Origin of the sequence: Lentzea flaviverrucosa, assembly GCF_003350445.1 — a bacterium.
GTDB classification, from domain to species: Bacteria; Actinomycetota; Actinomycetes; order Mycobacteriales; family Pseudonocardiaceae; genus Lentzea; species Lentzea californiensis.
On record NZ_QQAU01000011.1, the window covers coordinates 26,524 to 46,531 of the forward strand.

The 20,008-nt window shown below is 69.7% G+C and carries 19 protein-coding genes; 9 read left to right on the top strand and 10 right to left on the bottom strand.

Going from position 1 to position 20,008, the window contains the following annotated elements:
- Positions 1 to 16: 16 nt before the first annotated feature.
- The 4 genes from DFR72_RS29735 to DFR72_RS29750 all read right to left on the bottom strand — a co-directional run bounded on the left by DFR72_RS29735 (position 17) and on the right by DFR72_RS29750 (position 4,756).
- On the bottom strand, positions 17 to 2,125 hold the full coding sequence (locus DFR72_RS29735; RefSeq protein ID WP_090069235.1) for a 3-hydroxyacyl-CoA dehydrogenase NAD-binding domain-containing protein: 2,109 nt from the start codon (positions 2,123 to 2,125) through the stop codon (positions 17 to 19).
- Positions 2,122 to 3,336 (bottom strand): thiolase family protein, encoded by a 1,215-nt coding sequence (locus tag DFR72_RS29740; RefSeq protein ID WP_090069237.1) that lies wholly within the window; start codon positions 3,334 to 3,336, stop codon positions 2,122 to 2,124. The genes DFR72_RS29735 and DFR72_RS29740 overlap by 4 nt, the downstream gene beginning before the upstream one ends.
- 92 nt (positions 3,337 to 3,428) lie before the next feature.
- Complete coding sequence (locus DFR72_RS29745) at positions 3,429 to 3,878, bottom strand: ABA4-like family protein (protein ID WP_090069239.1); 450 nt, start codon at positions 3,876 to 3,878, stop codon at positions 3,429 to 3,431.
- Positions 3,875 to 4,756: a hypothetical protein gene (locus DFR72_RS29750; RefSeq protein WP_090069240.1), complete on the bottom strand. Its 882-nt coding sequence runs from the start codon at positions 4,754 to 4,756 to the stop codon at positions 3,875 to 3,877. Before DFR72_RS29750 ends, DFR72_RS29745 begins: the two co-directional genes overlap by 4 nt.
- 61 nt (positions 4,757 to 4,817) lie before the next feature.
- Between DFR72_RS29750 and DFR72_RS29755 the strand changes: the two genes are divergently transcribed.
- From DFR72_RS29755 to DFR72_RS29765, 3 genes are all read left to right on the top strand, one after another.
- Complete coding sequence (locus DFR72_RS29755) at positions 4,818 to 5,468, top strand: MerR family transcriptional regulator (protein ID WP_090069242.1); 651 nt, start codon at positions 4,818 to 4,820, stop codon at positions 5,466 to 5,468.
- A gap of 149 nt (positions 5,469 to 5,617) precedes the next feature.
- A complete protein-coding gene (locus DFR72_RS29760; protein ID WP_211335580.1) occupies positions 5,618 to 6,124 on the top strand; it encodes an RNA polymerase sigma factor in 507 nt (168 codons plus the stop codon).
- Entirely contained in the window at positions 6,121 to 6,879 is a 759-nt protein-coding gene (locus tag DFR72_RS29765) for a hypothetical protein (RefSeq protein ID WP_090069244.1), read from the top strand. The genes DFR72_RS29760 and DFR72_RS29765 overlap by 4 nt, the downstream gene beginning before the upstream one ends.
- A gap of 45 nt (positions 6,880 to 6,924) precedes the next feature.
- Here the strand turns inward: DFR72_RS29765 and DFR72_RS29770 are convergent, their stop codons facing one another.
- Positions 6,925 to 10,104 carry a S8 family serine peptidase gene (locus DFR72_RS29770; protein ID WP_114773793.1) on the bottom strand — a complete coding sequence of 1,060 codons (3,180 nt, stop codon included), beginning with the start codon at positions 10,102 to 10,104 and terminating at the stop codon, positions 6,925 to 6,927.
- Positions 10,105 to 10,232: 128 nt separating this feature from the next.
- Here DFR72_RS29770 and DFR72_RS29775 point away from each other — a divergent pair, with 128 nt between their 5' ends.
- A complete protein-coding gene (locus DFR72_RS29775; protein ID WP_114773794.1) occupies positions 10,233 to 10,721 on the top strand; it encodes an HIT family protein in 489 nt (162 codons plus the stop codon).
- A gap of 99 nt (positions 10,722 to 10,820) precedes the next feature.
- Here DFR72_RS29775 and DFR72_RS29780 read toward each other — a convergent pair whose 3' ends face one another.
- Complete coding sequence (locus tag DFR72_RS29780) at positions 10,821 to 11,309, bottom strand: GNAT family N-acetyltransferase (protein ID WP_114773795.1); 489 nt, start codon at positions 11,307 to 11,309, stop codon at positions 10,821 to 10,823.
- A gap of 95 nt (positions 11,310 to 11,404) precedes the next feature.
- Complete coding sequence (locus DFR72_RS29785; protein ID WP_114773796.1) at positions 11,405 to 11,998, bottom strand: TetR/AcrR family transcriptional regulator; 594 nt, start codon at positions 11,996 to 11,998, stop codon at positions 11,405 to 11,407.
- Positions 11,999 to 12,067: 69 nt separating this feature from the next.
- Between DFR72_RS29785 and DFR72_RS29790 the strand changes: the two genes are divergently transcribed.
- Positions 12,068 to 12,709: an O-methyltransferase gene (locus tag DFR72_RS29790; RefSeq protein ID WP_114773797.1), complete on the top strand. Its 642-nt coding sequence runs from the start codon at positions 12,068 to 12,070 to the stop codon at positions 12,707 to 12,709.
- Between the two features lie 45 nt (positions 12,710 to 12,754).
- On the opposite strand, the gene DFR72_RS29795 is transcribed toward DFR72_RS29790, so the two are convergent.
- Positions 12,755 to 14,011, bottom strand: coding sequence for a ribonuclease D (locus tag DFR72_RS29795; RefSeq protein ID WP_114773798.1), 1,257 nt, complete (start codon positions 14,009 to 14,011; stop codon positions 12,755 to 12,757).
- A gap of 70 nt (positions 14,012 to 14,081) precedes the next feature.
- Positions 14,082 to 14,798 (bottom strand): response regulator, encoded by a 717-nt coding sequence (locus DFR72_RS29800; protein WP_015099292.1) that lies wholly within the window; start codon positions 14,796 to 14,798, stop codon positions 14,082 to 14,084.
- Between the two features lie 255 nt (positions 14,799 to 15,053).
- On the opposite strand from DFR72_RS29800, the gene DFR72_RS29805 reads away from it, so the two are divergent.
- Positions 15,054 to 16,196 carry a dipeptidase gene (locus tag DFR72_RS29805; RefSeq protein WP_090069247.1) on the top strand — a complete coding sequence of 381 codons (1,143 nt, stop codon included), beginning with the start codon at positions 15,054 to 15,056 and terminating at the stop codon, positions 16,194 to 16,196.
- 9 nt (positions 16,197 to 16,205) lie between these two features.
- On the opposite strand, the gene DFR72_RS29810 is transcribed toward DFR72_RS29805, so the two are convergent.
- A complete protein-coding gene (locus DFR72_RS29810; RefSeq protein WP_245847888.1) occupies positions 16,206 to 16,754 on the bottom strand; it encodes a DUF3000 domain-containing protein in 549 nt (182 codons plus the stop codon).
- 72 nt (positions 16,755 to 16,826) lie between these two features.
- Between DFR72_RS29810 and hemE the strand changes: the two genes are divergently transcribed.
- The 3 genes from hemE to hemQ are packed head-to-tail and all read left to right on the top strand — an operon-like array spanning position 16,827 to position 20,004.
- Positions 16,827 to 17,861, top strand: a complete 1,035-nt coding sequence (gene hemE, locus DFR72_RS29815; RefSeq protein WP_090069250.1) for a uroporphyrinogen decarboxylase — start codon at positions 16,827 to 16,829, stop codon at positions 17,859 to 17,861.
- Positions 17,861 to 19,288 carry a protoporphyrinogen oxidase gene (hemG, locus tag DFR72_RS29820; RefSeq protein ID WP_090069252.1) on the top strand — a complete coding sequence of 476 codons (1,428 nt, stop codon included), beginning with the start codon at positions 17,861 to 17,863 and terminating at the stop codon, positions 19,286 to 19,288. The genes hemE and hemG overlap by 1 nt, the downstream gene beginning before the upstream one ends.
- Before the next feature lie 23 nt (positions 19,289 to 19,311).
- Positions 19,312 to 20,004: a hydrogen peroxide-dependent heme synthase gene (hemQ, locus tag DFR72_RS29825; protein WP_090069253.1), complete on the top strand. Its 693-nt coding sequence runs from the start codon at positions 19,312 to 19,314 to the stop codon at positions 20,002 to 20,004.
- The last annotated feature ends 4 nt before the right edge of the window (positions 20,005 to 20,008 follow it).

Sequence of the window (20,008 nt, forward strand, 5' to 3'; positions counted from 1 at the left end):
CTTCTGGCACAGCGGACTAAGCAGGCACGGAGGCCACGCCCGGTGCCAGGAACCGCTTCCCGGTCACCTTCTCCGAGATGCCGGTGCGGTCCAGGTACGGCGTGATGCCGCCCAGCCAGAACGGCCACCCGGCGCCCAGGAGCATGCACAGGTCGATGTCCTGCGCCTCCGCGACCACGCCCTCGTCGAGCATGATGCGGATCTCCTCGGCCAGCGCCTCCAGTGCGCGGGTCTTGACCTCGTCACCCGTCAGCGGTGAGGAGCCGAACTCCCACAGGGCCTGGACCTCGGGATCGACGGTCTGCTTGCCCGTGGAGTCCCACTGCCAGACCGCGCCCTTGCCGGCGGCGACGAACTTCTTCATGTTCTCCGACACCGCGAAACGGTCCGGGAACGCGCCGTGCATCGTCTCCGACACGTGCAGCGCGACGGCGGAACCGACGAGCTGCAGCAGGATCATCGGCGACATCGGCAGGCCGAGCGGCTCGGTGGCCTTGTCGGCGACCTCGAACGACGTGCCCTCGTCGACCGACTTGATGACCTCGCCCATGAAGCGGGTCAGCAGGCGGTTCACGACGAACGCGGGCGCGTCCTTCACGAGCACCGAGGACTTCTTGAGCTGCTTGCCGATCGAGAACGCCGTGGCGAGCGTGGCGTCGTCGGTCTGCTCGGCGCGCACGATCTCCAGCAGCGGCATGACCGCGACCGGGTTGAAGAAGTGGAAGCCCACGACCCGCTCGGGGTGCTTGAGCTTCGACGCCATGTCCGTGATGGACAGCGACGACGTGTTCGTGGCGAGGATCGCCTCGGCGGAGACGTGCTCCTCGACCTCGGCGAACACCTGCTGCTTCACGGCGAGGTCCTCGAACACGGCCTCGATCACGAAGTCGGCGTCGGAGAACGCGGACTTGTCGAGCGAACCCGACACCAGCGCCTTCAGGCGGTTCGCCTCGTCCGGGGAGATCCGCTTCTTGCCCGCCAGCTTGTCGATCTCGCTGTGGACGTAGCCGACGCCCTTGTCCACGCGCGCCTGGTCGATGTCGGTCAGCACGACCGGCACGTGCAGGCGGCGGATGAACAGCAGCGCCATCTGCGAGGCCATCAGGCCCGCGCCGACGACACCGACCTTGGTGACCTTGCGCGCCAGCGACTTGTCCGGCGCGCCGGCCGGGCGCTTCGCGCGCTTCTGCACCAGGTTGAACGAGTACAGACCCGCGCGCAGCTCGTCGCTCATGACGAGGTCCGCGAGGCCCTCGGTCTCGGCGGCGTAGCCCTTCTCCAGGTCGTTCTCGCGCGCCAGCTCCAGAAGTTCCAGAGCCTTCTGCGCACCCGGCGCCGCGCCCTTGGTCTTGCCGTGCACGATGCCCTTGGCCCGCGCTACGGCGGCGTCCCACGCGTCACCGCGGTCGATCTCCTTGCGGGGCACGGAGATCTCGCCGCGCACGACACCGGACAGCCACAGCAGCGACTGCTCCAGGTAGTCGGCGGAGTCGAACAGCACGTCCGCGATGCCCAGCGCGAGAGCGTCCTTCGGCTTGAGCATCTTGTTCTGGTTCAACGCGTTCTCGAAGATCACCGTCACGGCGTCGTTGGCGCCGATCAGGTTCGGCAGCAGCTGCGTGCCGCCCCAGCCCGGGAACAGGCCCAGGAACACCTCGGGCAGTGCGATCGCGGCCGCGTTCGACGCCAGCGTGCGGTAGTGGCACGACAGCGCGAGCTCGAGCCCGCCGCCCATGACCGCGCCGTTGACGAAGGCGAAGGTCGGGACGTCCGAGTCGGTGAACTTCTTGAAGACCTCGTGGCCGAGCTGACCGATCGTGACGCCCTGCGAGCGGTCCGTGGCCTGCTCGACGGCGGTCAGGTCCGCGCCGACGGCGAAGATGAACGGCTTGCCGGTCACCGCGATGGCGGCCGGAGAAGCCGCGTGGGCCTCGTCGAACGCCGCGCCCAGCGACACCAGCGACTGCGGGCCGAACGTCGACGGGCGGGTGTGGTCCAGGCCGTTGTCGATCGTGATGAACGCGACCGGCTTGTCCAAGCCGGGCACGGAGATCAGACGCGTCTTGGCGTGGGTGACGACCTCGTCGGGGAAGATCGCCTTTGCTTCCTCAGCGCTGATGGTCACTTGCCACTCCAGTTCGGGTTCTCCCAGATGACGGTCCCGCCCATGCCGATGCCGATGCACATGGTGGTGAGGCCGTAGCGCACGTCCGGGCGCTCGGCGAACTGACGCGACAGCTGCGTCATGAGGCGCACGCCGCTCGAAGCAAGCGGGTGGCCGGTCGCGATCGCGCCGCCCCACTGGTTCACGCGGGGGTCGTCGTCGGCGATGCCGAAGTGGTCGAGGAACGCGAGCACCTGGATGGCGAACGCCTCGTTGACCTCGAACAGGCCGATGTCCTCAATGGACAGACCGGCGCGCTGGAGGGCCTTCTCGGTGGCCGGGACCGGGCCGATGCCCATGACCTCGGGCTCGACACCCAGGAACGAGTAGCCGACCATCCGCATGCCGATGGGAAGACCGAGTTCGCGCGCGGTCTCCTCCTCGGCGAGGATGCAGCCGGTCGCGCCGTCGTTCAGACCGGCCGCGTTGCCCGCGGTGATCCGGCCGTGCGGGCGGAACGGGGTCTTGAGCTTGCCCAGGTCCTCGACCGTGGTGCCCGGACGCGGCGGCTCGTCGGCCGTCGCGAGGCCCCAGCCGTTCTCCGCGGAGCGGGTCGCGACGGGCACGAGCTCCGGCCCGATCTTGCCGTTCTTGAGCGCGTCGGCGTACTTGGCCTGGGAAGCGGCCGCGTACGCGTCGGTGCGGTCCTTGGTGATGTGCGGGAACCGGTCGTGCAGGTTCTCGGCGGTCTGGCCCATCACGAGCGCGCTGGTGTCGACGATCTTGTCCGACAGGAAGCGCGGGTTCGGGTCGACGCCCTCGCCCATCGGGTGGCGGCCCATGTGCTCGACACCGCCCGCGATGGCGACGTCGTAGGCGCCGAACGCGATGCCGCTCGCGGCCGTGGTCACGGCGGTCATCGCGCCCGCGCACATGCGGTCGATCGAGTAGCCGGGGACCGACTTCGGCAGGCCCGCGAGCAGTGCGGCGGTGCGGCCGAGCGTGAGACCCTGGTCGCCGATCTGCGTGGTCGCGGCGATGGCGACCTCGTCGACCCGCTCCGGCGGCAGCTCGGGGTGCCTGCGCAGCAGCTCACGGATGACCTTCACGATGAGGTCGTCTGCACGGGTCTCGGCGAAAATGCCCTTCGGGCCGGCCTTGCCGAACGGCGTGCGGACGCCGTCGACGAAGACCACGTTCCGAACGCGTGCCGGCGCTGCTGGTGCGGCCACGGCGTCTCCTCCACTTGTGGTGACAACTCTGTCCACTACCGGTCGGGTTGCGCGACATCCCTACCGGTCGGTAACGCCAACTCTAACCCTAGTTACTGGTGAGTAACCACAGCGGCACCCCTGTTCTTTGTGTCACACACCTTGCGCACGATCAGGAACAGCGGCAACCCGACGGGGGCCAGCAGGATCGTGATCACCAGAACGGGTGCCATGACGAGTGGGTGGACGTCGAGCCTGCGCCCCTCCAGGTACATCCAGCGCCCGACGAACAGGTCCCACGCAAGCATGTGCGCCCACACCAGCGCCGCGCCCGTCGGCGTGCTCATGAACTCGGCCAGCGCGCCGATCTCGGGACTCGTGACCAGCGGCAGCAGCTCCGGCAGCACGGGGACCATCAGCACGACGTAGATCACGACGGGCGGCAGCACGATGAGGTAGGACTCGGCGATCCGCCGCGTCCACGACCACTTCGGCGCGAGGATCATGAGCGCCCAGAACGGTGCGATCAGCAGGAACGTCAGGTCGAACAGGATGGCGGTCATGCGTTCACGAGCTCCTTCTTCGGTGCACGCGCCCACACCACGCCGAGTGCGGTCGCGACGATGATCCCGGCGAGCGCGAGCAGCGTCGTGCCGTCGGGCTGGAACAGCGGCTGGCCGCGCAGCGCCTGCCAGGTGACGAGCAGGAAGATCCCCAGGAACGACCCGCTGAGCACCCAGGCGAGCTTCGTGGTGGCGCGGTCGCCGAGAAGGGCGATGAGCACCGGCAGCACCTGCAGGGCGTGCATGCCCACGAAGTGCCCGACCCTGAGGTCGCCGTGCTCGGTGCTCCACCCGGTGATCGCCATGTACGCACCGCCGTCGGGAGCGCCGATCGTGTGCGAGCCGAGGGTGCCACCGTCGAGGGCCTGGCCGGGCTTCGGCTGCGTCATCAGGAACCCGACGCCGAGGCCCAGGAACGAGATGACGAGCCCGAGCCGGATCGACCACGACAGGGCCTCGTTCTCGATCTTCGTACGCCACAGCAGGACGGCCACGATCGCGTGGGTCACCCACAGCACGACGATCGTCGCGCCCATGATCGAGAACAGCGTCGCGTCGAGCGGTGTCTCGAAGTTGAAGTGACTGCGCCTGCCGCGCACGACCTGGCCGATGATGACGACCATCTCCGCCGCCCCTGCCGCCGCCAGCACGGTGCCGGCCCACCAGCCGACGCGCTGGAACCGCTTCAGGTACGTGAGCAGCCACGCCAGCGTGAACGCGTAGAGCGCCAGCGACACGGCGAACTTGAACGGCTTGAGCCAGATCGGCGAGTTGACCACCAGCCGGTCGTCGAGCAGCAGCCCGACGAGCGAGACCGGGATCAGCAGCGCCATCGACCAGCCGAAGAGGACTAACGGCCGGTGCCACGTGCGAAGCATCTCTCTTTACCCCCTGAATGGATAGCGGCACTCTCTACTATCCGGAAGCTACACTATCCATATGCGTGTTGGCGAGCTTTCCAAGAGAAGCGGCGTCGCGGTGCCGACGATCAAGTACTACCTGCGCGAGGGACTGCTGCCCGCCGGCGTGCTGACCAGCCCGAACCAGGCCCACTACGACGACGAGCACCTGCGTCGGCTCCGCCTGGTCCGTGCGCTGGTCGACGTGGGAGGCCTGTCCATCGCCACCGTGCGCGAGGTGCTCGCCGCCATCGACACCCGCGACGAGTCGCTGCACAACAAGCTCGGCGCCGTCCAGGAGGCCATCAGCCAGCCGAGCACTGGTGAACTGGACCCGCTCGCGGTCGCGGACGTCCAGGCGTTCTTCGCACGGCACGGTCAAACCGAGTGCATCGACGTCACCGAGTCCAACGTGACCCTCATGCTCGCGGCCGCGTTGTCCTCGGCCCGCTCGATCGGTCACGACCGGATCCACGAGCTCCTCGACCCCTACCTGGAGGGGTTGAAGATCATCGCCAAGGCCGACCTCGAGTACGTCATCCAGCACACGTCGCCCGACGACGTCATCGAGGCGATGGTCGTCGGCACCCTCATCGGGGACACCGTCCTCAAGGCCGTGCGCCGGCTCGCGCACGCCGAGGTGTCACGCGGTGTGCTCAGCGGCAGCCCGGACTCCGACCTCCCCAACTGAAATATCGGCCGACACATCGGTTCTTGGATGGCGCCACCCGCGCTTCAGCAATGACTCTTTTGACGTCGTCTGCAAAAGACCTGGTGCAATGGCCTGGTCGCGGGGTGAAAGAGCGGGCGTCCTGCCGGACATGACCCGGGGTGGAGCAGGTGGACGTGGAACCGCGCCAGACGGGTTTCGAGGCCGTCGCGCAGGAGCTGATCGAGCCGCTGCGCCGGTACCTGGCGCGGCGGACCGATGCCGCGACCGCGGACGACGTGCTGTCCGAGACGTTGCTCGTGGCGTGGCGCCGGCGTGACGAGATGCCGGCCGAACCGCTCGCCTGGGCGTACGCCGTCGCGCGCAACTGTCTCGCCAACGCGGATCGCACGCGGCGCAGGCAGGACCGGTTGCTGGTGCGGATCTGGCAGCTCGCGAGACCGCCCGAGCACGCGCCGGCACGTGACGACCCGGATCCGGGGCTGGCCAGGGCGCTCGCGCGGCTGTCCTCCGCGGACGCCGAGCTGATGCGGCTCTGGGCGTGGGAGGAACTGGGCCCCGCGGAGATCGCCCAGGTCGTCGGGATGAGTGCCAACGCGGTCAGCATCCGGCTGCACCGGGCACGCCGGAAGCTGAAGTCCCTGCTGGACGAGCAGGCGGAAGGAGAGCGGCGATGACCGACGACGACCTGCGCGACCGGATGCGCCGTGCCGATCCAGCCGCCTCGCTCCGTCCGCTGCCCGATGACGAGGCGCGGCGGCTGGTGGCCGGAGCGGCGCTCGACACTCCCGTGATGCCGCGGTTCTCCTCTCGACGGCTGCCGGTGCTGGTCGGCGCTGCGGCCGCGATCGCGGTGGTCGCCGGGGTGTTCGTGCTGACCAGCGGTGGTTCCGGGCAGGCGCCGGGAGCGGGCGTGGCGTTGCCGTCGTCGTCGCAGCGCGGTCCGGAGACCGGTGTGGTGAACGGTTCGGGACTGCCCGACGACGGTGGGGGACGGCCGGCCACCAGTGGACAGCCGCAGACCGTCACCAGCACGCCGCCGGGGACGGCGCCGCCGGCCCCCACCTCGTCCGAAGGCCGCAAGACCACGGTCGCCGTGCTCACGGAGGGTCCCGCCGATCCGGACGTCCGGTGCCGCAAGCCGGAGGCGGCGGTGCTCGCGGAACGCGCGCAGATGGCGTTCGAGGCGACCGTGCTGCGGCTCGAGGGCGGTGTCGTGACGCTGCAGGTCCATCGCGCCTGGATCGGCGAGGCCGACCTCGTCGAGGTCAGGAACGCCACCGGTGCGCCGGTGCTGGCCGGGTTCGAGCCCGAGATCGGCCGGAGGTACCTCGTCGCGGCGAGCGATCTGCAGGTCATGGGCTGCGGTTACAGCGGACTCGACGAGCCCGGGCTGCGGGCGGTCTACGACGAGGCGTTCCCGAGGCGCTGAAGGACGACGGCGATGCGCCCCGCACGGGCGCATCGCCGTTCCGGGTTACTTCGTCAGGTAGGCGTTGATCACGGTCTGGGTGACCGAGTCACCGCCCTTGCCGACGGCCGTGGCCCGCAGCGAGACGCTGTCGCCCCTGGCCGGGTTGACCACGAGCAGCGAGTCGCCGAAGACCAGCGCCTTCTGCCAGGTCGCGCCCTTGTCGTAGGACACCTGCGCGGTCAGCGACCTCGTCTTGCCCTGCACCGTCAGCGGGATCCGCTGGAACCGGTGCGCGGGAAGCGTTCCGTCGAGGCCGAGCTCCGGCGTGAACCTCACCATCGACAACGGCACCTGGGTGACGCCCGAGGTCGTGGCCGAGTCGAAGCCCCACGTCGTGGTGACCGAGGTGCTGATCGCCGCGACGCCCGACCGGTTCGCCGTGGTGGTCAGCTCGAAGCGGCCGGGAGCGGCGGGCATCGAGAAGAACGTCTCCAGGTCGAGCGGCCGGTCCGTCGAGTCGACCACCTCGCCGCCCAGCTTCAGCACCGTCGAGCCCGACTCCACGGCCGAACCGCCGGAGCGGCCCTGCCCGTCCGCGAAGAACGGCAGGCTGCCGAAGAGGATGTCCCCGTCGCGGTAGAGGCCGACGCGACGTTCATCGGTCAGTGCCGGGCCGAAGACGCCGGTGTTGAACGTCTTCCGATAGGTGCGGCCCGGCTTGAACTGCTCGTTCTCGGCGTTCCAGTACGCCTCGGAGACGTCGCCGTGGTCCTGTTCGAAGCGAAGGCTCCAGGTGTTGTCGGGGGAGTGCAGGTTCAGCTTCCGCGTGTGCGGCAGCGCGTACCCGAACGCCACCCCGAACAGCGGGCTGTCGCCGACCTCCGCCTGCGCGTGCAGGTAACCGGTGCGCCCCTCGGCGGTGGCGCCCGCCGAGGCCGTGATGGTCACGAGGTCCTTGGACTTCAGCTGCTTGCGGTAGCCCGTCCAGAACTTCGTGAGCGTCGTGTTCTGGTCGACGACGTGGAACTCCTCGCGGTCGGCACCCGTGTAGGAGGCGATGACCAGCTCGTTCATCTCGCCGGACTTGCCCTCGGGACCGACGTGCGCGGTGCTCAGGACGCTGAGCGGCACGCCGAGCAGGCCGAAGCCGTACTCCATCGACGGCATCTTGTGGCCGACGCGGATGTACGCGTGGCGTTCGGCCGGCTTGCCCGGCAGTCCGATGTCGACGGGCTTGGCCTGGCGGGCGTCGAGCGTGATCGTGGTGTCGGCGCCGACCTCGATGTTCGTGCCGTTGAACCAGTTGTAGTGCGGGTTCGGCTGGTCGGCGGGGACCCACTGGTGGCCGTTGAGCAGGTAGCGGCCCTTGGCGACGCGCAGCGACTCCAGGCCGGTGCCGAGACCTGCGTAGGCGCCCGTCGCTTCTCCGGTGACGCCCTGCAGGCTCGCGCCCCAGTTCGCGGCGGGCTTGCCGTCGCGGCCGATCGTCTTGACCGTGATGGTGTAGCGCTCGGGTTCGCGCGTCACGGCCGCAGGGGTGACGATGGACTGGCCGCCGCCGCTCGCGTTGATGTACGCGCTGAACGTGCCGGACGCCTCACCGCCGAGCTTCGTGTCCGCTGTCAGAGTGGTGGTGGCCGTGCCGTGTGCAGGCACGGTCAGAGTGGCGTCCTTGAGCGTGAAGAAGCCCTGCGGTGCCGCCGTGTCGACCTTGAGCGTGAGGGTGACCGGCTGGTCGCCCTCGTTGCGGTAGACGACGTTCTTGGTCATCGGGGTGTCGTCGTGGTGCGGCCACAGCGCCGTGCCGAAGGAGACCGAGCCGGACGAGACCGTCTGCTTGATCGCCTTGGCGACGTCCGTGCGCCCGGCGCCCTGTTCGAACGGGCTGTGCGCGCCCGGCTTGGCCGACGCCATCAGCGCGGCCTTGATCTGGTCGCCACGCCAGTCGGGGTGTGCCTGCGCCAGGATCGCCGCCGCGCCCGCGACGTGCGGGGTGGCCATCGACGTGCCGTTCAGCGAGATGTAGCCCTCGGCCGGGCTGGGCATGCTCTCGCCGAGCCTGCCCGCCGCTGCGGCGCCGATATCGACGCCGGGAGCGGTGATGTCCGGCTTGATGGCGCCGTCACCGTTGCGCGGGCCGGTGCTGGAGAAGCTCGCGAGCCTGTCGTCGCGGTCCACGGCGCCGACGGTGAGAGCGGCGTCCGCGCTGCCGGGGGACCCGACGGAGTTCGGCCCGGAGTTGCCCGACGCGATCACGAACAGCGTGCCGGTCTCCTGCGAGAGCCTGTTGACCAGGACCTCCATCGGGTCCAGCAACGGGCCGTCGTCGCCGCCGAGGCTCATGTTGACGACGTCCGCCTGCTGCTCGACCGCCCACTCGATGCCCGCGAGGATCCCCGACTCGTAGCCGGACCCGTCGTCGCCGAGCACCTTGCCGTCGAGGATGCGCGCGCCGGGGGCCACACCCTTGAACTTGCCGCCCGACTTCGCCCCGGTACCGGCCGCGATGGACGCGACGTGCGTGCCGTGCCCGACGCGGTCCTGGTTGTCGGGGGAGTCGGTGAAGTTCTTCTCCGCGACCTCCTGCGTGGCGAGGTCCGGATGCGTGTTGTCGACGCCGGTGTCGAGCACGGCGATCTTCACGCCCTTGCCGTCGAACCCGGCCTGCCACGCCTGCGGCGCCCCGATCTGGGCGGTGCTGCGGTCGAGCGCGGCCCTGCGCACCGCGTCCAGCCAGATCGTGGTCTTCGCGCTGCGACCGGTGGCCAGCGTCTTCCACACGTCCGGGGCGCTGTCGGCGGTCACCGTGACGGCGTCGACGCCGATGCGGCTGAACGACCGCGCGGCCGGCAGACCGGACCCCGCCGACACGAGCACGCCGAGACCCCCGCGCTGGGTGTACTCCGGCCTGCTCAGGAGAGCGAGGTCGAACAGGCGCCGGTCCAGCCGGCCCTCGGTGATCAACGGCTCCACGTCGGCGGGCACGGCGTAGAGGTGCGCGCCGTCCTCTCTCGTGGAGACCGCGATGTGCTCACGGCCTGCTGCGGGCTTGAACTGGATCGGCTTGCCCTTGTCGTCGGTCAGCACCTGGTCGCCCGTGATGAGGGTGATCCAATGCTGCTGGCCGGACGTCCGGCTCGCACCGGTCGTGGTGTCGGCCGTGGTCGCGGTGGCGGGGGCGGCGCCGCTCAGGGCCGTGGCCAGCACGAGGCCGGCCACGGTGAGGGGGAGATGAGGTTTCAAGGGAGGCCTCTCCTAGGGACGGACAACTCCTTGGCGGCATATGTCCGTCACCCCGCCCCGATATTTCGCAACGGCAACTGTCAACACTTCCGGCGGCACTGCCGGCAGCCGTCCGGTACAGCTGGATCATGACCGCTCGCGTGCCCTGGGACTCCGACAGCTACCTGGCGCTCGCCCGCCGGGCCTGCTTCATCTGCGAACTCCTCGCCGGCAACCCGGACTACCCGCACCACGTCGCCCACCGCGACGAGACCGCGATCGTCTTCGCGAGCAGGTTCCCCTCGGTGGCGGGCCACTTCCTGGTGGCGCCGGTCGAACATCGCGAGCACGCCATCACCGACTTCACGCCCGACGAGTACGCGGCGATCCAACACGTCGTGCACCGGGCGGGCACCGCCCTGAGTTCGTTGCTGCCCGTCGAGCGGCTCTACGTCCTGTCGCTCGGCAGCCAGCAGGCCAACCGGCACGTCCACTGGCACCTCGCGCCGTTGCCGCCCGGAGTGCCTTACGAAGATCAGCAGATCGCCGTTTTCGAGGCTTCGCGCGGCGTCCTCGACCTGCCCGACGAGGACGTCGCGGACCTCGCTCGGCGGCTGGGCGAGCGCATGGCGGACTGAGATGTCGGCCGATTTATCCGTTCGACACCTGCCGTCACCTGCTGCTTAGCAACGACTCTTTTGACTTCGTCCGGAAAAGAGTGGTTGCAAGGGGCGGGGTCAGGGGAAGCGGAGGAGCCAGCGGGTCTCGCCGTCGTGGACCTCGTCAGTGGCGGCGAGGCCGGCGGACGTGGCGACTGCGGCGGACGCGTGGTGGCCGGGGTGGACGTGCGCGATCACGGTGCGGACCGGCTGGGTTGCCAGCCAGGTGACGAGGCCTCGGGCGGCTTCGCGGGCGATTCCGCGGCCCTGCCACGGCGTGCCGACGACCCACGCGATCTCAGCCGACTCGTCGGCTTGGGTGATGGTCGCTTGGACGGTGCCGGTCAGGCGGTCTTCGTCGCGGAGACGGATCACCCAGTTCAGCCATCGCACCGCCGGGTCGGGTGAGCCCGCGGCCAGCCTCCGGTACCGGGCCAGCAGCGCTTCCCGGGAGAGCGGGGTGCCGCCGGTGAACGCGTGCAGCGCCGGGTCCGCCAGCACCTCGGCCATCTCGGCGGCGTGCTCGGTTTGCAACGGGAGCAGGTCGAGGCGGGTGGTGCTGATCATCGCGGGTTGCCCCTTGCAACGGCTCGTTTGCGGACGAAGTCAAAAGTCCCATTGCTGAGGGGCAGGTCAGCGAGGGAGTGGTGAACCGATATCAGTTACGAGCGCTGGTGGCGGTGCAGGAAGGCTGCTGCCAGGTCGTCGGTGAAGGCGCGGGAGACGGGGGCGCCGGTCACCAGGACGCGGTAGTAGATCGGGCCCACCAGGTGGTCGAGTGCCGTGTCGACGTTCAGGTCGGCGGGGAGTTCGCCGCGTTCGATCGCGCGCTGCAGGGGGACGCGGTCGCGGTCGCGTTGGTGGCTGAGGTGGTCGTCGCGCAGGCGGGCGGCTAGTTGGGGGTCGTGCTGGGCCTGGCCTGTCAGGGCGCGGAAGACAGCGCCCGGGTCCGAGTTGGTGAGGAACTCGGCCAGGGTTGCCAGGTGGGTGCGGAGGTCGGTGCCCAGGTCGCCGGTGTCCTGCGGGGTGAGGTGTTCGGCCATGTCCTCGGTGAACGCCTCCAGCAGCACGTCGACCTTGGACGGCCACCAGCGGTAGATCGTCTGCTTCGCGACGCCGGCGCGTGCGGCGATGCCCTCGATCGTCACGCCGGCGAATCCTCGTTCGGCCAGCAGGTCGTCGGCGGCTTCGAGGACCGCCTGCCTTGCTTGCTCGCTGCGGCCGTGCCGGTTTCCGCGATGCGTGGTGCTCTCCATCGCCACCTCCAGGAGGCGTACTTTAGCCAGGGCTAGGCTAGACGCAACGTTGCGTCTACTCTGGCGGCCATGACCATCACTTTGCACGAGACGCGGGTTCGTTCGGTGCTGGAACGGCTCTTCGGTGCGGCTGGGGCGGACGACAGCTTCGACGCGCCGGGGGACGTCGTGCGCACGGGTGGTGCGCAGGAGCGTGCTGACGCATTGGCCGGGGTTTACATGCCGATCTCCGCCAGTGGCGGGGAACTGCTTTACGGGCTGGTCCGGTCTGGGCGGCCGGAGACCGTCGTCGAGTTCGGCACGTCGTTCGGGATCTCGACGCTCTACCTGGCGGCGGCCGTCGCGGACAACGGGCGCGGGCACGTCTACGGGACGGAGATGTCCTCGGAGAAGGTCGCCGCGGCGCGGGCGAATCTCGACGAGGCGGGGCTCGGTGGAGTCGTGACGATCCTGCCCGGCGATGCTCGTCGCACGCTGGCGGACATCGCGGGGCCGATCGGGCTGGTGCTGCTCGACGGGTGGAAGGAGCTGTGCCTGCCGGTGTTGCGGGACCTGGAGCCGCGGCTCGCGCCGGGTGCGCTCGTCGTCGCCGACGACATCGACCAGGACTCGATGGCCGGTTACCTCGAACACGTGCGCGATCCGGCCAACGGGTACGTCAGCGTCGCGTTTCCCGTCGAGGACGGGATGGAGATCAGCTGCCGTGCGTGAACGGATCACGCACGACAGCTGATGTGTCGGATCAGTTGGAGGGTCTCACTCGGACGGCGTGGGTGCCGTTGCCGTCAGCGCCTTGGAAAGGGCTTCCAGCGTGAGGTCGAGCTGCCACGACCTGGCCCCTCCGTCGCGCAGCACGGTGGCCACGGATTCGGGGGAGAGGTCGGCCGGCGGTTGCCAGCAGGTGCGGCGCACGAGGTCGGGCAGCAGCAGGTTCTCCACCGGGAGGTTGTTGGCCTCGGCGATGGTCGCCAGCGCTGCCCTGGTCGCGGCCAGGCGGGCCGCGGCGTCCGGGTCCTTGTCCGCCCAGCGGTTGGGCGGGGGCGGGCCGTCGTGCTGGCCCGCGGGCTCCGGGAGCTCCGACTTCGGCAGGGCGCCTGCCTTGCGCAGGGCGTTCATCCAGACGCTGGACATGCGGCGCTGGGACCGCCCGCGGAAGACCGGCAGGGCGAGCAGTTCGGCCTCATTGGCCGGGTTGCGGGCGGCTGCCTCCATGAGCGCGGAGTCCGGGAGGACTCGGCCCGGGGCGATGTCGCGTTCGCGGGCCACGGTGTCCCGGGCTTCCCACAGCGAGCGCACGAGGGCCAGTTGCCGCTGGTTGCGCACGCGGTGGATACCTGACGTGCGCCGCCAGGGGTCGGTGCGGGGGCGCGGCAAAGGCGCCGTCCGCACCGCCTCGAACTCCTCGAGCGCCCAGGCGAGCTTGCCCTGGCGCTCCAGCTCGGTTTCGAGAACGTCGCGCAGCTGCACGAGCAGCTCCACGTCGAGAGCGGCATACGTCAGCCAATCGGCAGGAAGGGGCCGGCGCGACCAGTCGGCCGCGCCATGCCCCTTCTCGAGCCTGTAACCAAGTAGCCGTTCCACCAGCGTGCCCAGTGCGACACGGTCGAACCCAGCCAGCCTGCCCGCCAGCTCGGTGTCGAACAGCACGCCGGGTCGGAGCCCGAGTTCGGCGAGGCACGGCAGGTCCTGAGACGCCGCGTGCAACACCCACTCAGTGCCCTCGAGCGCCTCCACCAGTGGGTCTAGCCGTCCGCCGAGGGCGATCGGGTCGACCAACCAGGTGCCGGCGCCTTCCCGGCGCAGTTGCACCAGATAGGCACGCTGTGAGTAGCGGTAGCCCGAGGCTCGCTCGGTGTCCACCGCGACCGGGCCCTTCGCCCCGGCGAGCGCATCAGCGGCTCGCCGGAGCGCAGCTGGATCGGCGACCACGGGCGGGACCCCATCAGCAGGTTCCGTCAGCGGTACCGGTTCTGGTCCGGTTGGTGCGGTTGGCTCGTCGGCGGGTACATCCACAGGGGATGACCCTACGACGATCGCACCACTCACAGGTGTTCTCGGCCGGTTCAGTGCTTCAAACCGGTATCTAACGGATCACGCCGGCACGCATTGCCAGCGCGACCATCTGAGCGCGATCTCCTGTGCCCAGCTTCCGGCCGATCCGCGACAGGTGAGACTTCACCGTCAACGCGGACAAGCTCAGAGCCTCGCCGATCTCCTTGTTGCTCTGGCCATCGGCGACCAGCTGGAGCACCTCGACCTCACGCGCGGAAAGTTCCCGCGGCGTGTTGTCCGTGCCCGGCACCCGAGTACCCGCTGCGAGTACTGGTGCCACGCTCGGATCTGCGTAAACGCCACCATCGAGAACCCTGCGCACCCCGTCGGTGACCACCATCGGAGAGGCGGACTTCAGGAGGTACGCCTGGGCGCCCGCCTGGAAGGCCGACCTGACCGCGTAGGGGTCGTCGGAGGATGCGAGGACCACGATGCGGGGCCAGCCCTGGGCACGGAGTTCCGTGACCAGGTCGATGCCGGTGCCATCCGGCAGACCCAGATCGAGGATCGCGAGGTCGCATGGTCCGGTAGCGAGTGCCCGCGCCCGAGCCTCCGCCACCGAAGCGGCCTCATGAACTGTGCCGGCTCCCATTTGTGTGAGCCGGGCTGATATCGCCTCCCTCAGCAGTGGGTGGTCGTCGACCACCAGCACTGAAAAAAGCTCTTCCCGCGGGTGCGGGACCATGTTCGCCGGCAACGAGCCGGCTGGCGTGGTACGAACGGCCTGACCTAAGCCGACGGCAGCCACGTCACTACCTCCCTGGAGTCGGTCGTGCCCCCCGACCGGCACCGGAGACTTTCGTCCAATCAGCCGCGCCACTGATCGACCGAAAGTGGTGTCGTCTGGGGCAGCGTAGCCGCCCATGCGGGTCTACGGGACGATCAATCGGGTATCTATCCCTATTGAGTTGTGACAGATGGCCCCATGTGTCACACGATTGGATGACAACTAGATAGGGGGTGTAACGCGAGCCCCTCTCAGAACGACATCTTGGAGTTGGTTGTGCCTAGCAGTTCTGGTGTCGAGCGGGCGCGGGCGTTGCTGCGGCGCGTTCCCCTCGTCGACGGCCACAACGACCTGCCGTGGGCTCTGCGCGAGTTCGGCGACGGAACGGGCGAGGACGTCTACACGACCGCCGCGAAGATCGATCTCACGGAACGTCATCCCAGCCTGCACACGGACCTCGTGAAAATGCGCGAGGGCGGCCTGGGGATGCAGTTCTGGTCCGTCTGGATCCCCGGCAGGCTGGCGGGCGACGGAGCGGTGACCGCCGTGCTGGAGCAGATCGAGCTGGTCCACGAGCTGGCCGGGCGGTACTCCGACCACCTGGGCATCGCGACGACCGCCGCCGAGGCCGAAGAAGTTTTCCGCTCCGGGCGTGTCGCCTCCCTCCTCGGGGCCGAGGGCGGACATTCCATCAACTCTTCACTCGGTGTCCTGCGCGCGCTGCGCCGCCTGGGCGTCCGGTACATGACGCTGACCCACAACGACAACACCCCGTGGGCCGACAGTGCGACTGACCAGCCAGAACACGGCGGGCTCACCGAGTTCGGCCGCGACGTCGTGCGCGAGATGAACCGCATCGGCATGCTCGTCGACCTGAGCCACGTCGCGCCCAGCACGATGCACGCGGCGCTCGACACGAGCGTCAAGCCCGTCATCTTCAGCCACTCGTCGTGCCGTCAGGTCGCGGACCACCCGCGCAACGTCCCGGACGACGTCCTGGTCAAGTTGAAGGCAAATGGCGGTGTGGCCATGATCACATTCGTGCCGAGCTTCGTCTCACCTCGGTTCGCTGAATGGGACGCAGCCCTTCGTGACGCCATGACGGCGGCCGGCGCGAACCACGCCGACATGGGGGAGCGCAAGACGTTCGGCGAGGAGTGGATGGTCGACCACCCGGCGCCGACCGCGACGCTCGACGACGTCGTCGCGCACGTGGAGCACGCGCGTGAGGTCGTCGGCATCGACCACATCGGCGTCGGCGGCGACTACGACGGCGTCCAGGCGCTCCCGCAGGGGCTCGAGGACGTGTCGACCTACCCGAACCTGTTCGGCGCGCTGCTCGACAAGGGCTGGTCCGAGGACGACTGCGCCAAGCTCGCGGGTGCGAACGTCCTGCGGGTGCTCAGGGACGCCGACTGACGTCTCTTACTAGGGCTGGCGCTGGCCGAACATGGTGACGCCGACCGGCGGCAGCCCCACGGCCGTCGCCATCAGCTCGTAGAACGCGGTGCCGTGCTCGGCGAGTTCCCCGTCGAGCGCGGTCCACGACGCGCGCAGCTCCAGGTCGTCGGTGCGCGCGGGACCCGCTATGTCGCCGAACCGGGCCGACGACGTCTGCGTCACGGTCCCGCCCAGCGCGGTGAACCCGGCGCCGGACTGCTCCAGCGCCTCGGTCAGCCACGACCACCCGACCTCGGGCAGCAGGGGGTCGGACGCCAGCTCGTGGTCCAGCTCGACACGCACGTACGCCACGACGCGAAGGACACCGCCCCACGCCTCGTCGCCGTCCGGATCGTGCAGCAGCACGAGCCTTCCGGTCGACAGTTCGTCCGACGGGCCGGTGACCTCAGCCGTCAGCGCGTACGCCCACGGAGCGAGCCGCTGCGGTGGGCGAACTTCGGTGAGTTCGATCTCGGGCCTGTGGCGAACCGACTTGAGCGTCCCCACCGCCCGGCGGAAGATTTCCGGCTCGGTCACACAACTGACTGTATGCCTCGCAATCCGGCCGGGTGATGGCGGCACGCCGAGACGTGGGACCATGAAAGAGATATGAGCACTCAAGTTCCCCTCCTCGTGGCCGCAAGTGGCGGCACCCCGTCGCACACCCCTGTCTGGTTCATGAGGCAGGCGGGACGGTCGCTGCCCGAGTACCGGGCGCTCCGCCAGGGCACCGCGATGCTCGACGCGTGCATGGACCCGGAGATGGTCTGCGAGATCACCATGCAGCCCGTCCGGCGGCACGGGGTCGACGCCGCGATCCTCTTCTCCGACATCGTCGTGCCGCTCAAGGCCGCCGGTGTCGACCTCGACATCGTCGCGGGCACCGGTCCCGTGGTCGCGAACCCGGTCAGGACGCTCGAGGACGTGCAGGCTCTGCCCGAGCTGCACGCCGAGCAGGTCCAGCCGGTCGCGGACGCGATCGGGTTGCTGCTCAAGGAACTCCCGCAGGAAGTCGCCCTCATCGGGTTCGCCGGAGCGCCGTTCACGCTGGCCTCCTACCTCGTCGAGGGCGGGCCGAGCAAGAACCACGAGCGCACCAAGGCGCTCATGCACGGCAACCCGGAGCTGTGGCACGCGCTGCTCGCGAAGATCGCCGGCGTCACGACGGCATTCCTGCACGCGCAGCTCGACGCGGGCGTCCAGGCCGTGCAGCTGTTCGACTCGTGGGCGGGCGCGCTGTCCGAGCGCGACTACCGCGAGTTCGTGCTGCCGCACTCGAAGCGCGTCCTGGAGACGATCACCACCGTCCCGCGGATCCACTTCGGCGTCGGCACCGGCGAGCTGCTGCCCGCGATGCGCGAGGCCGGCGCGGACGTCGTCGGCGTCGACTGGCGCATTCCCCTGGACGTCGCCGTGCAGCGCCTCGAACAGGCGAACCCCGAGTTGCCGAAGCCGGTCGTGCAGGGCAACCTCGACCCGGCGCTGTTCTTCGCGGGCTTCGAGGCCGTCGAACGCGAGGTGCGCCGCATCCACGCCGAGGGCAAGGCCGCCGCGGGCCACATCTTCAACCTCGGCCACGGCGTGCTGCCCGACACCGATCCGGAGATCATCACCCGGACCGTCGAACTGATCCACAGCTTGTAATGCACGCAAGAGCGCCACACGTCGCAGTCGTCGGGGGAGGCATCTCCGGTCTCGCCGCCGCGCACCGGTTGAGGATGCTGCTCGGACCCGCCGCGCGGATCACGGTGATCGAGCAGTCCGACCGGCTCGGCGGCAAGCTGCGCACGACCGAGCTCGCGGGCGTGCGGTTCGACGTGGGCGCGGAGGCGTTCCTGCACCGCAAGCCCGAGGCGCAGGAGCTGATCAACGAGGTCGGGCTCGCCGAACAGGTCGTGCACCCGACGGCCGCGAAGGCGAGCGTGCACGCGGCCGGGCGCACGCACCAGCTGCCGGCGCACACGTTCATGGGTGTTCCGGCGAGCGTCGAGACGGTGCGGCACATGCTGTCGTCCGAGGGCGCGCTGCGGGTCGAGATGGAACCGACGCTGCCACCGATCGAGCTGAAGGGCAGCGACGTCGCGGTCGGCGCGCTGATGAAGGACAGGTTCGGCCCGGAGGTCGCGGACCGCCTGGTCGGCCCGTTGCTGGGCGGTGTCTACGCGGGCCGCGCGGACGAGCTCGGCCTGCGGGCCACCATGCCGCAGATCGCGACCCTGCTGGACAAGGGCGTCGGCTCGCTGCTCGCGGCCGCCGCGATGATGATGCCCGCGCCACCGCAGCCCCGTGCCGCACGCCCGCCGGTGTTCGCCAGTCTCACCAACGGGGTGTCGTCGCTCGTCGACCGGCTCGCCGAGGTCGCGAAGCCCGAGGTCAGGCTCGGTCTGCCGGTCCGCGTGCTGTCGTGGCTCGGCGCCGGCTGGCGGCTCGAGATCGGCTCGGCCGCGACCCCGGAGTACCTGGAGTGCGACGGCGTCGTCCTCGCGGTCCCGGCCCCGTCCGCGCGCAAGCTGCTGCGCGAGATCGCCCCGCAGGTGTCCGCCGCGTACGGCAAGGTCGAGGTCGCCTCGATGGCCGTGGTCGCGCTGGCGTTGCCGCCGGGCACCGAGCTGCCGCAGCGCTCCGGCGTCCTGATCGCGGAGGGGGAGCGGTACTCCGACCGCATCACCCCCTTCACCGCCAAGGCCTTCACGTTCTCCAGCCGCAAGTGGTCGCACCACGGCGAACCGGTCATCCTGCGCGGCTCGGTCGGGCGGCACGGCGAGACGGCGCTCCTGCAGCGCAGCGACGCCGACCTCGTCAAGGCCGTGCGCAACGACCTGCACGAGCTGACGGGGATCAAGGCCGCGCCCATCGACTACGTGGTGCAGCGCTGGGGTGGTGGGCTGCCGCAGTACGGCGTCGGCCACAACGACCTGGTGGACACCATCGAACGCGGCATCGCCGACGTGCCGGGCCTCGCCGTCGCCGGCGCCACCCTGCACGGGGTGGGCGTACCGGCCTGCATCGCGACCGCGGACGCGGCCGCCGCCCGTGTCGCAGCACACCTGCTGGGCCGCGTTCGCCGTTGAGGGGCCCGTGCCAAGATGGACGTATGGCGCGCCTGAACTACAACGAGCTCAACGACACCATCCGCTACACGATGTGGTCCGTGTTCCGGGTCGAACCCGGCAAGCTGCCGGACGACCGTTCGGCCGCCGCCAGTGAGACCCAGAACTACCTGGACGCGTTGGAGGGCAAGGGCGTCGTCGTGCGCGGCGTCTACGACGTGGCCGGCCTGCGCGCCGACGCGGACTTCATGATCTGGTGGCACGCCGAGGAGATCGAGCAGGTGCAGGCCGCCTACACGGGCTTCCGCCGCACCCCGCTCGGCAAGGTCTCCACGCCGGTCTGGTCGCAGGTCGCCCTGCACCGCCCCGCGGAGTTCAACCGCAGCCACATCCCCGCGTTCCTCGCGGGTGAAGAGGCGCGCAAGTACATCTGCGTCTACCCGTTCGTGCGGTCCTACGAGTGGTACCTGCTGCCGGAGGAGGACCGCCGCAAGATGCTGGCGGACCACGGCAAGGAGGCCCGCGACTTCCCGGACGTGCGCGCCAACACCGTCGCGTCGTTCGCTCTCGGCGACTACGAGTGGCTGCTCGCGTTCGAGGCCGACGAGCTGCACCGCATCGTCGACCTCATGCGGCACCTGCGCGGCACCGAGGCGCGGCTGCACGTGCGAGAGGAAATCCCCTTCTACACGGGCACCCGCGTCCCGGCGGCCGAGCTCGTCCTCAACCTGCCCTGATCCA

What these genes read in the sequence shown, in the direction of transcription:
- DFR72_RS29750 (WP_090069240.1), bottom strand. Translation starts at nt 4,756, where the DNA reads ATGCTTCGCACGTGGCACCGGCCGTTAGTCCTCTTCGGCTGGTCGATG.
- DFR72_RS29745 (WP_090069239.1), bottom strand. Translation starts at nt 3,878, where the DNA reads ATGACCGCCATCCTGTTCGACCTGACGTTCCTGCTGATCGCACCGTTC.
- DFR72_RS29755 (WP_090069242.1), top strand. Translation starts at nt 4,818, where the DNA reads ATGCGTGTTGGCGAGCTTTCCAAGAGAAGCGGCGTCGCGGTGCCGACG.
- DFR72_RS29785 (WP_114773796.1), bottom strand. Translation starts at nt 11,998, where the DNA reads ATGGAGAGCACCACGCATCGCGGAAACCGGCACGGCCGCAGCGAGCAA.
- hemG (WP_090069252.1), top strand. Translation starts at nt 17,861, where the DNA reads ATGCACGCAAGAGCGCCACACGTCGCAGTCGTCGGGGGAGGCATCTCC.
- DFR72_RS29765 (WP_090069244.1), top strand. Translation starts at nt 6,121, where the DNA reads ATGACCGACGACGACCTGCGCGACCGGATGCGCCGTGCCGATCCAGCC.
- hemQ (WP_090069253.1), top strand. Translation starts at nt 19,312, where the DNA reads ATGGCGCGCCTGAACTACAACGAGCTCAACGACACCATCCGCTACACG.
- DFR72_RS29780 (WP_114773795.1), bottom strand. Translation starts at nt 11,309, where the DNA reads ATGATCAGCACCACCCGCCTCGACCTGCTCCCGTTGCAAACCGAGCAC.
- hemE (WP_090069250.1), top strand. Translation starts at nt 16,827, where the DNA reads ATGAGCACTCAAGTTCCCCTCCTCGTGGCCGCAAGTGGCGGCACCCCG.
- DFR72_RS29790 (WP_114773797.1), top strand. Translation starts at nt 12,068, where the DNA reads ATGACCATCACTTTGCACGAGACGCGGGTTCGTTCGGTGCTGGAACGG.
- DFR72_RS29775 (WP_114773794.1), top strand. Translation starts at nt 10,233, where the DNA reads ATGACCGCTCGCGTGCCCTGGGACTCCGACAGCTACCTGGCGCTCGCC.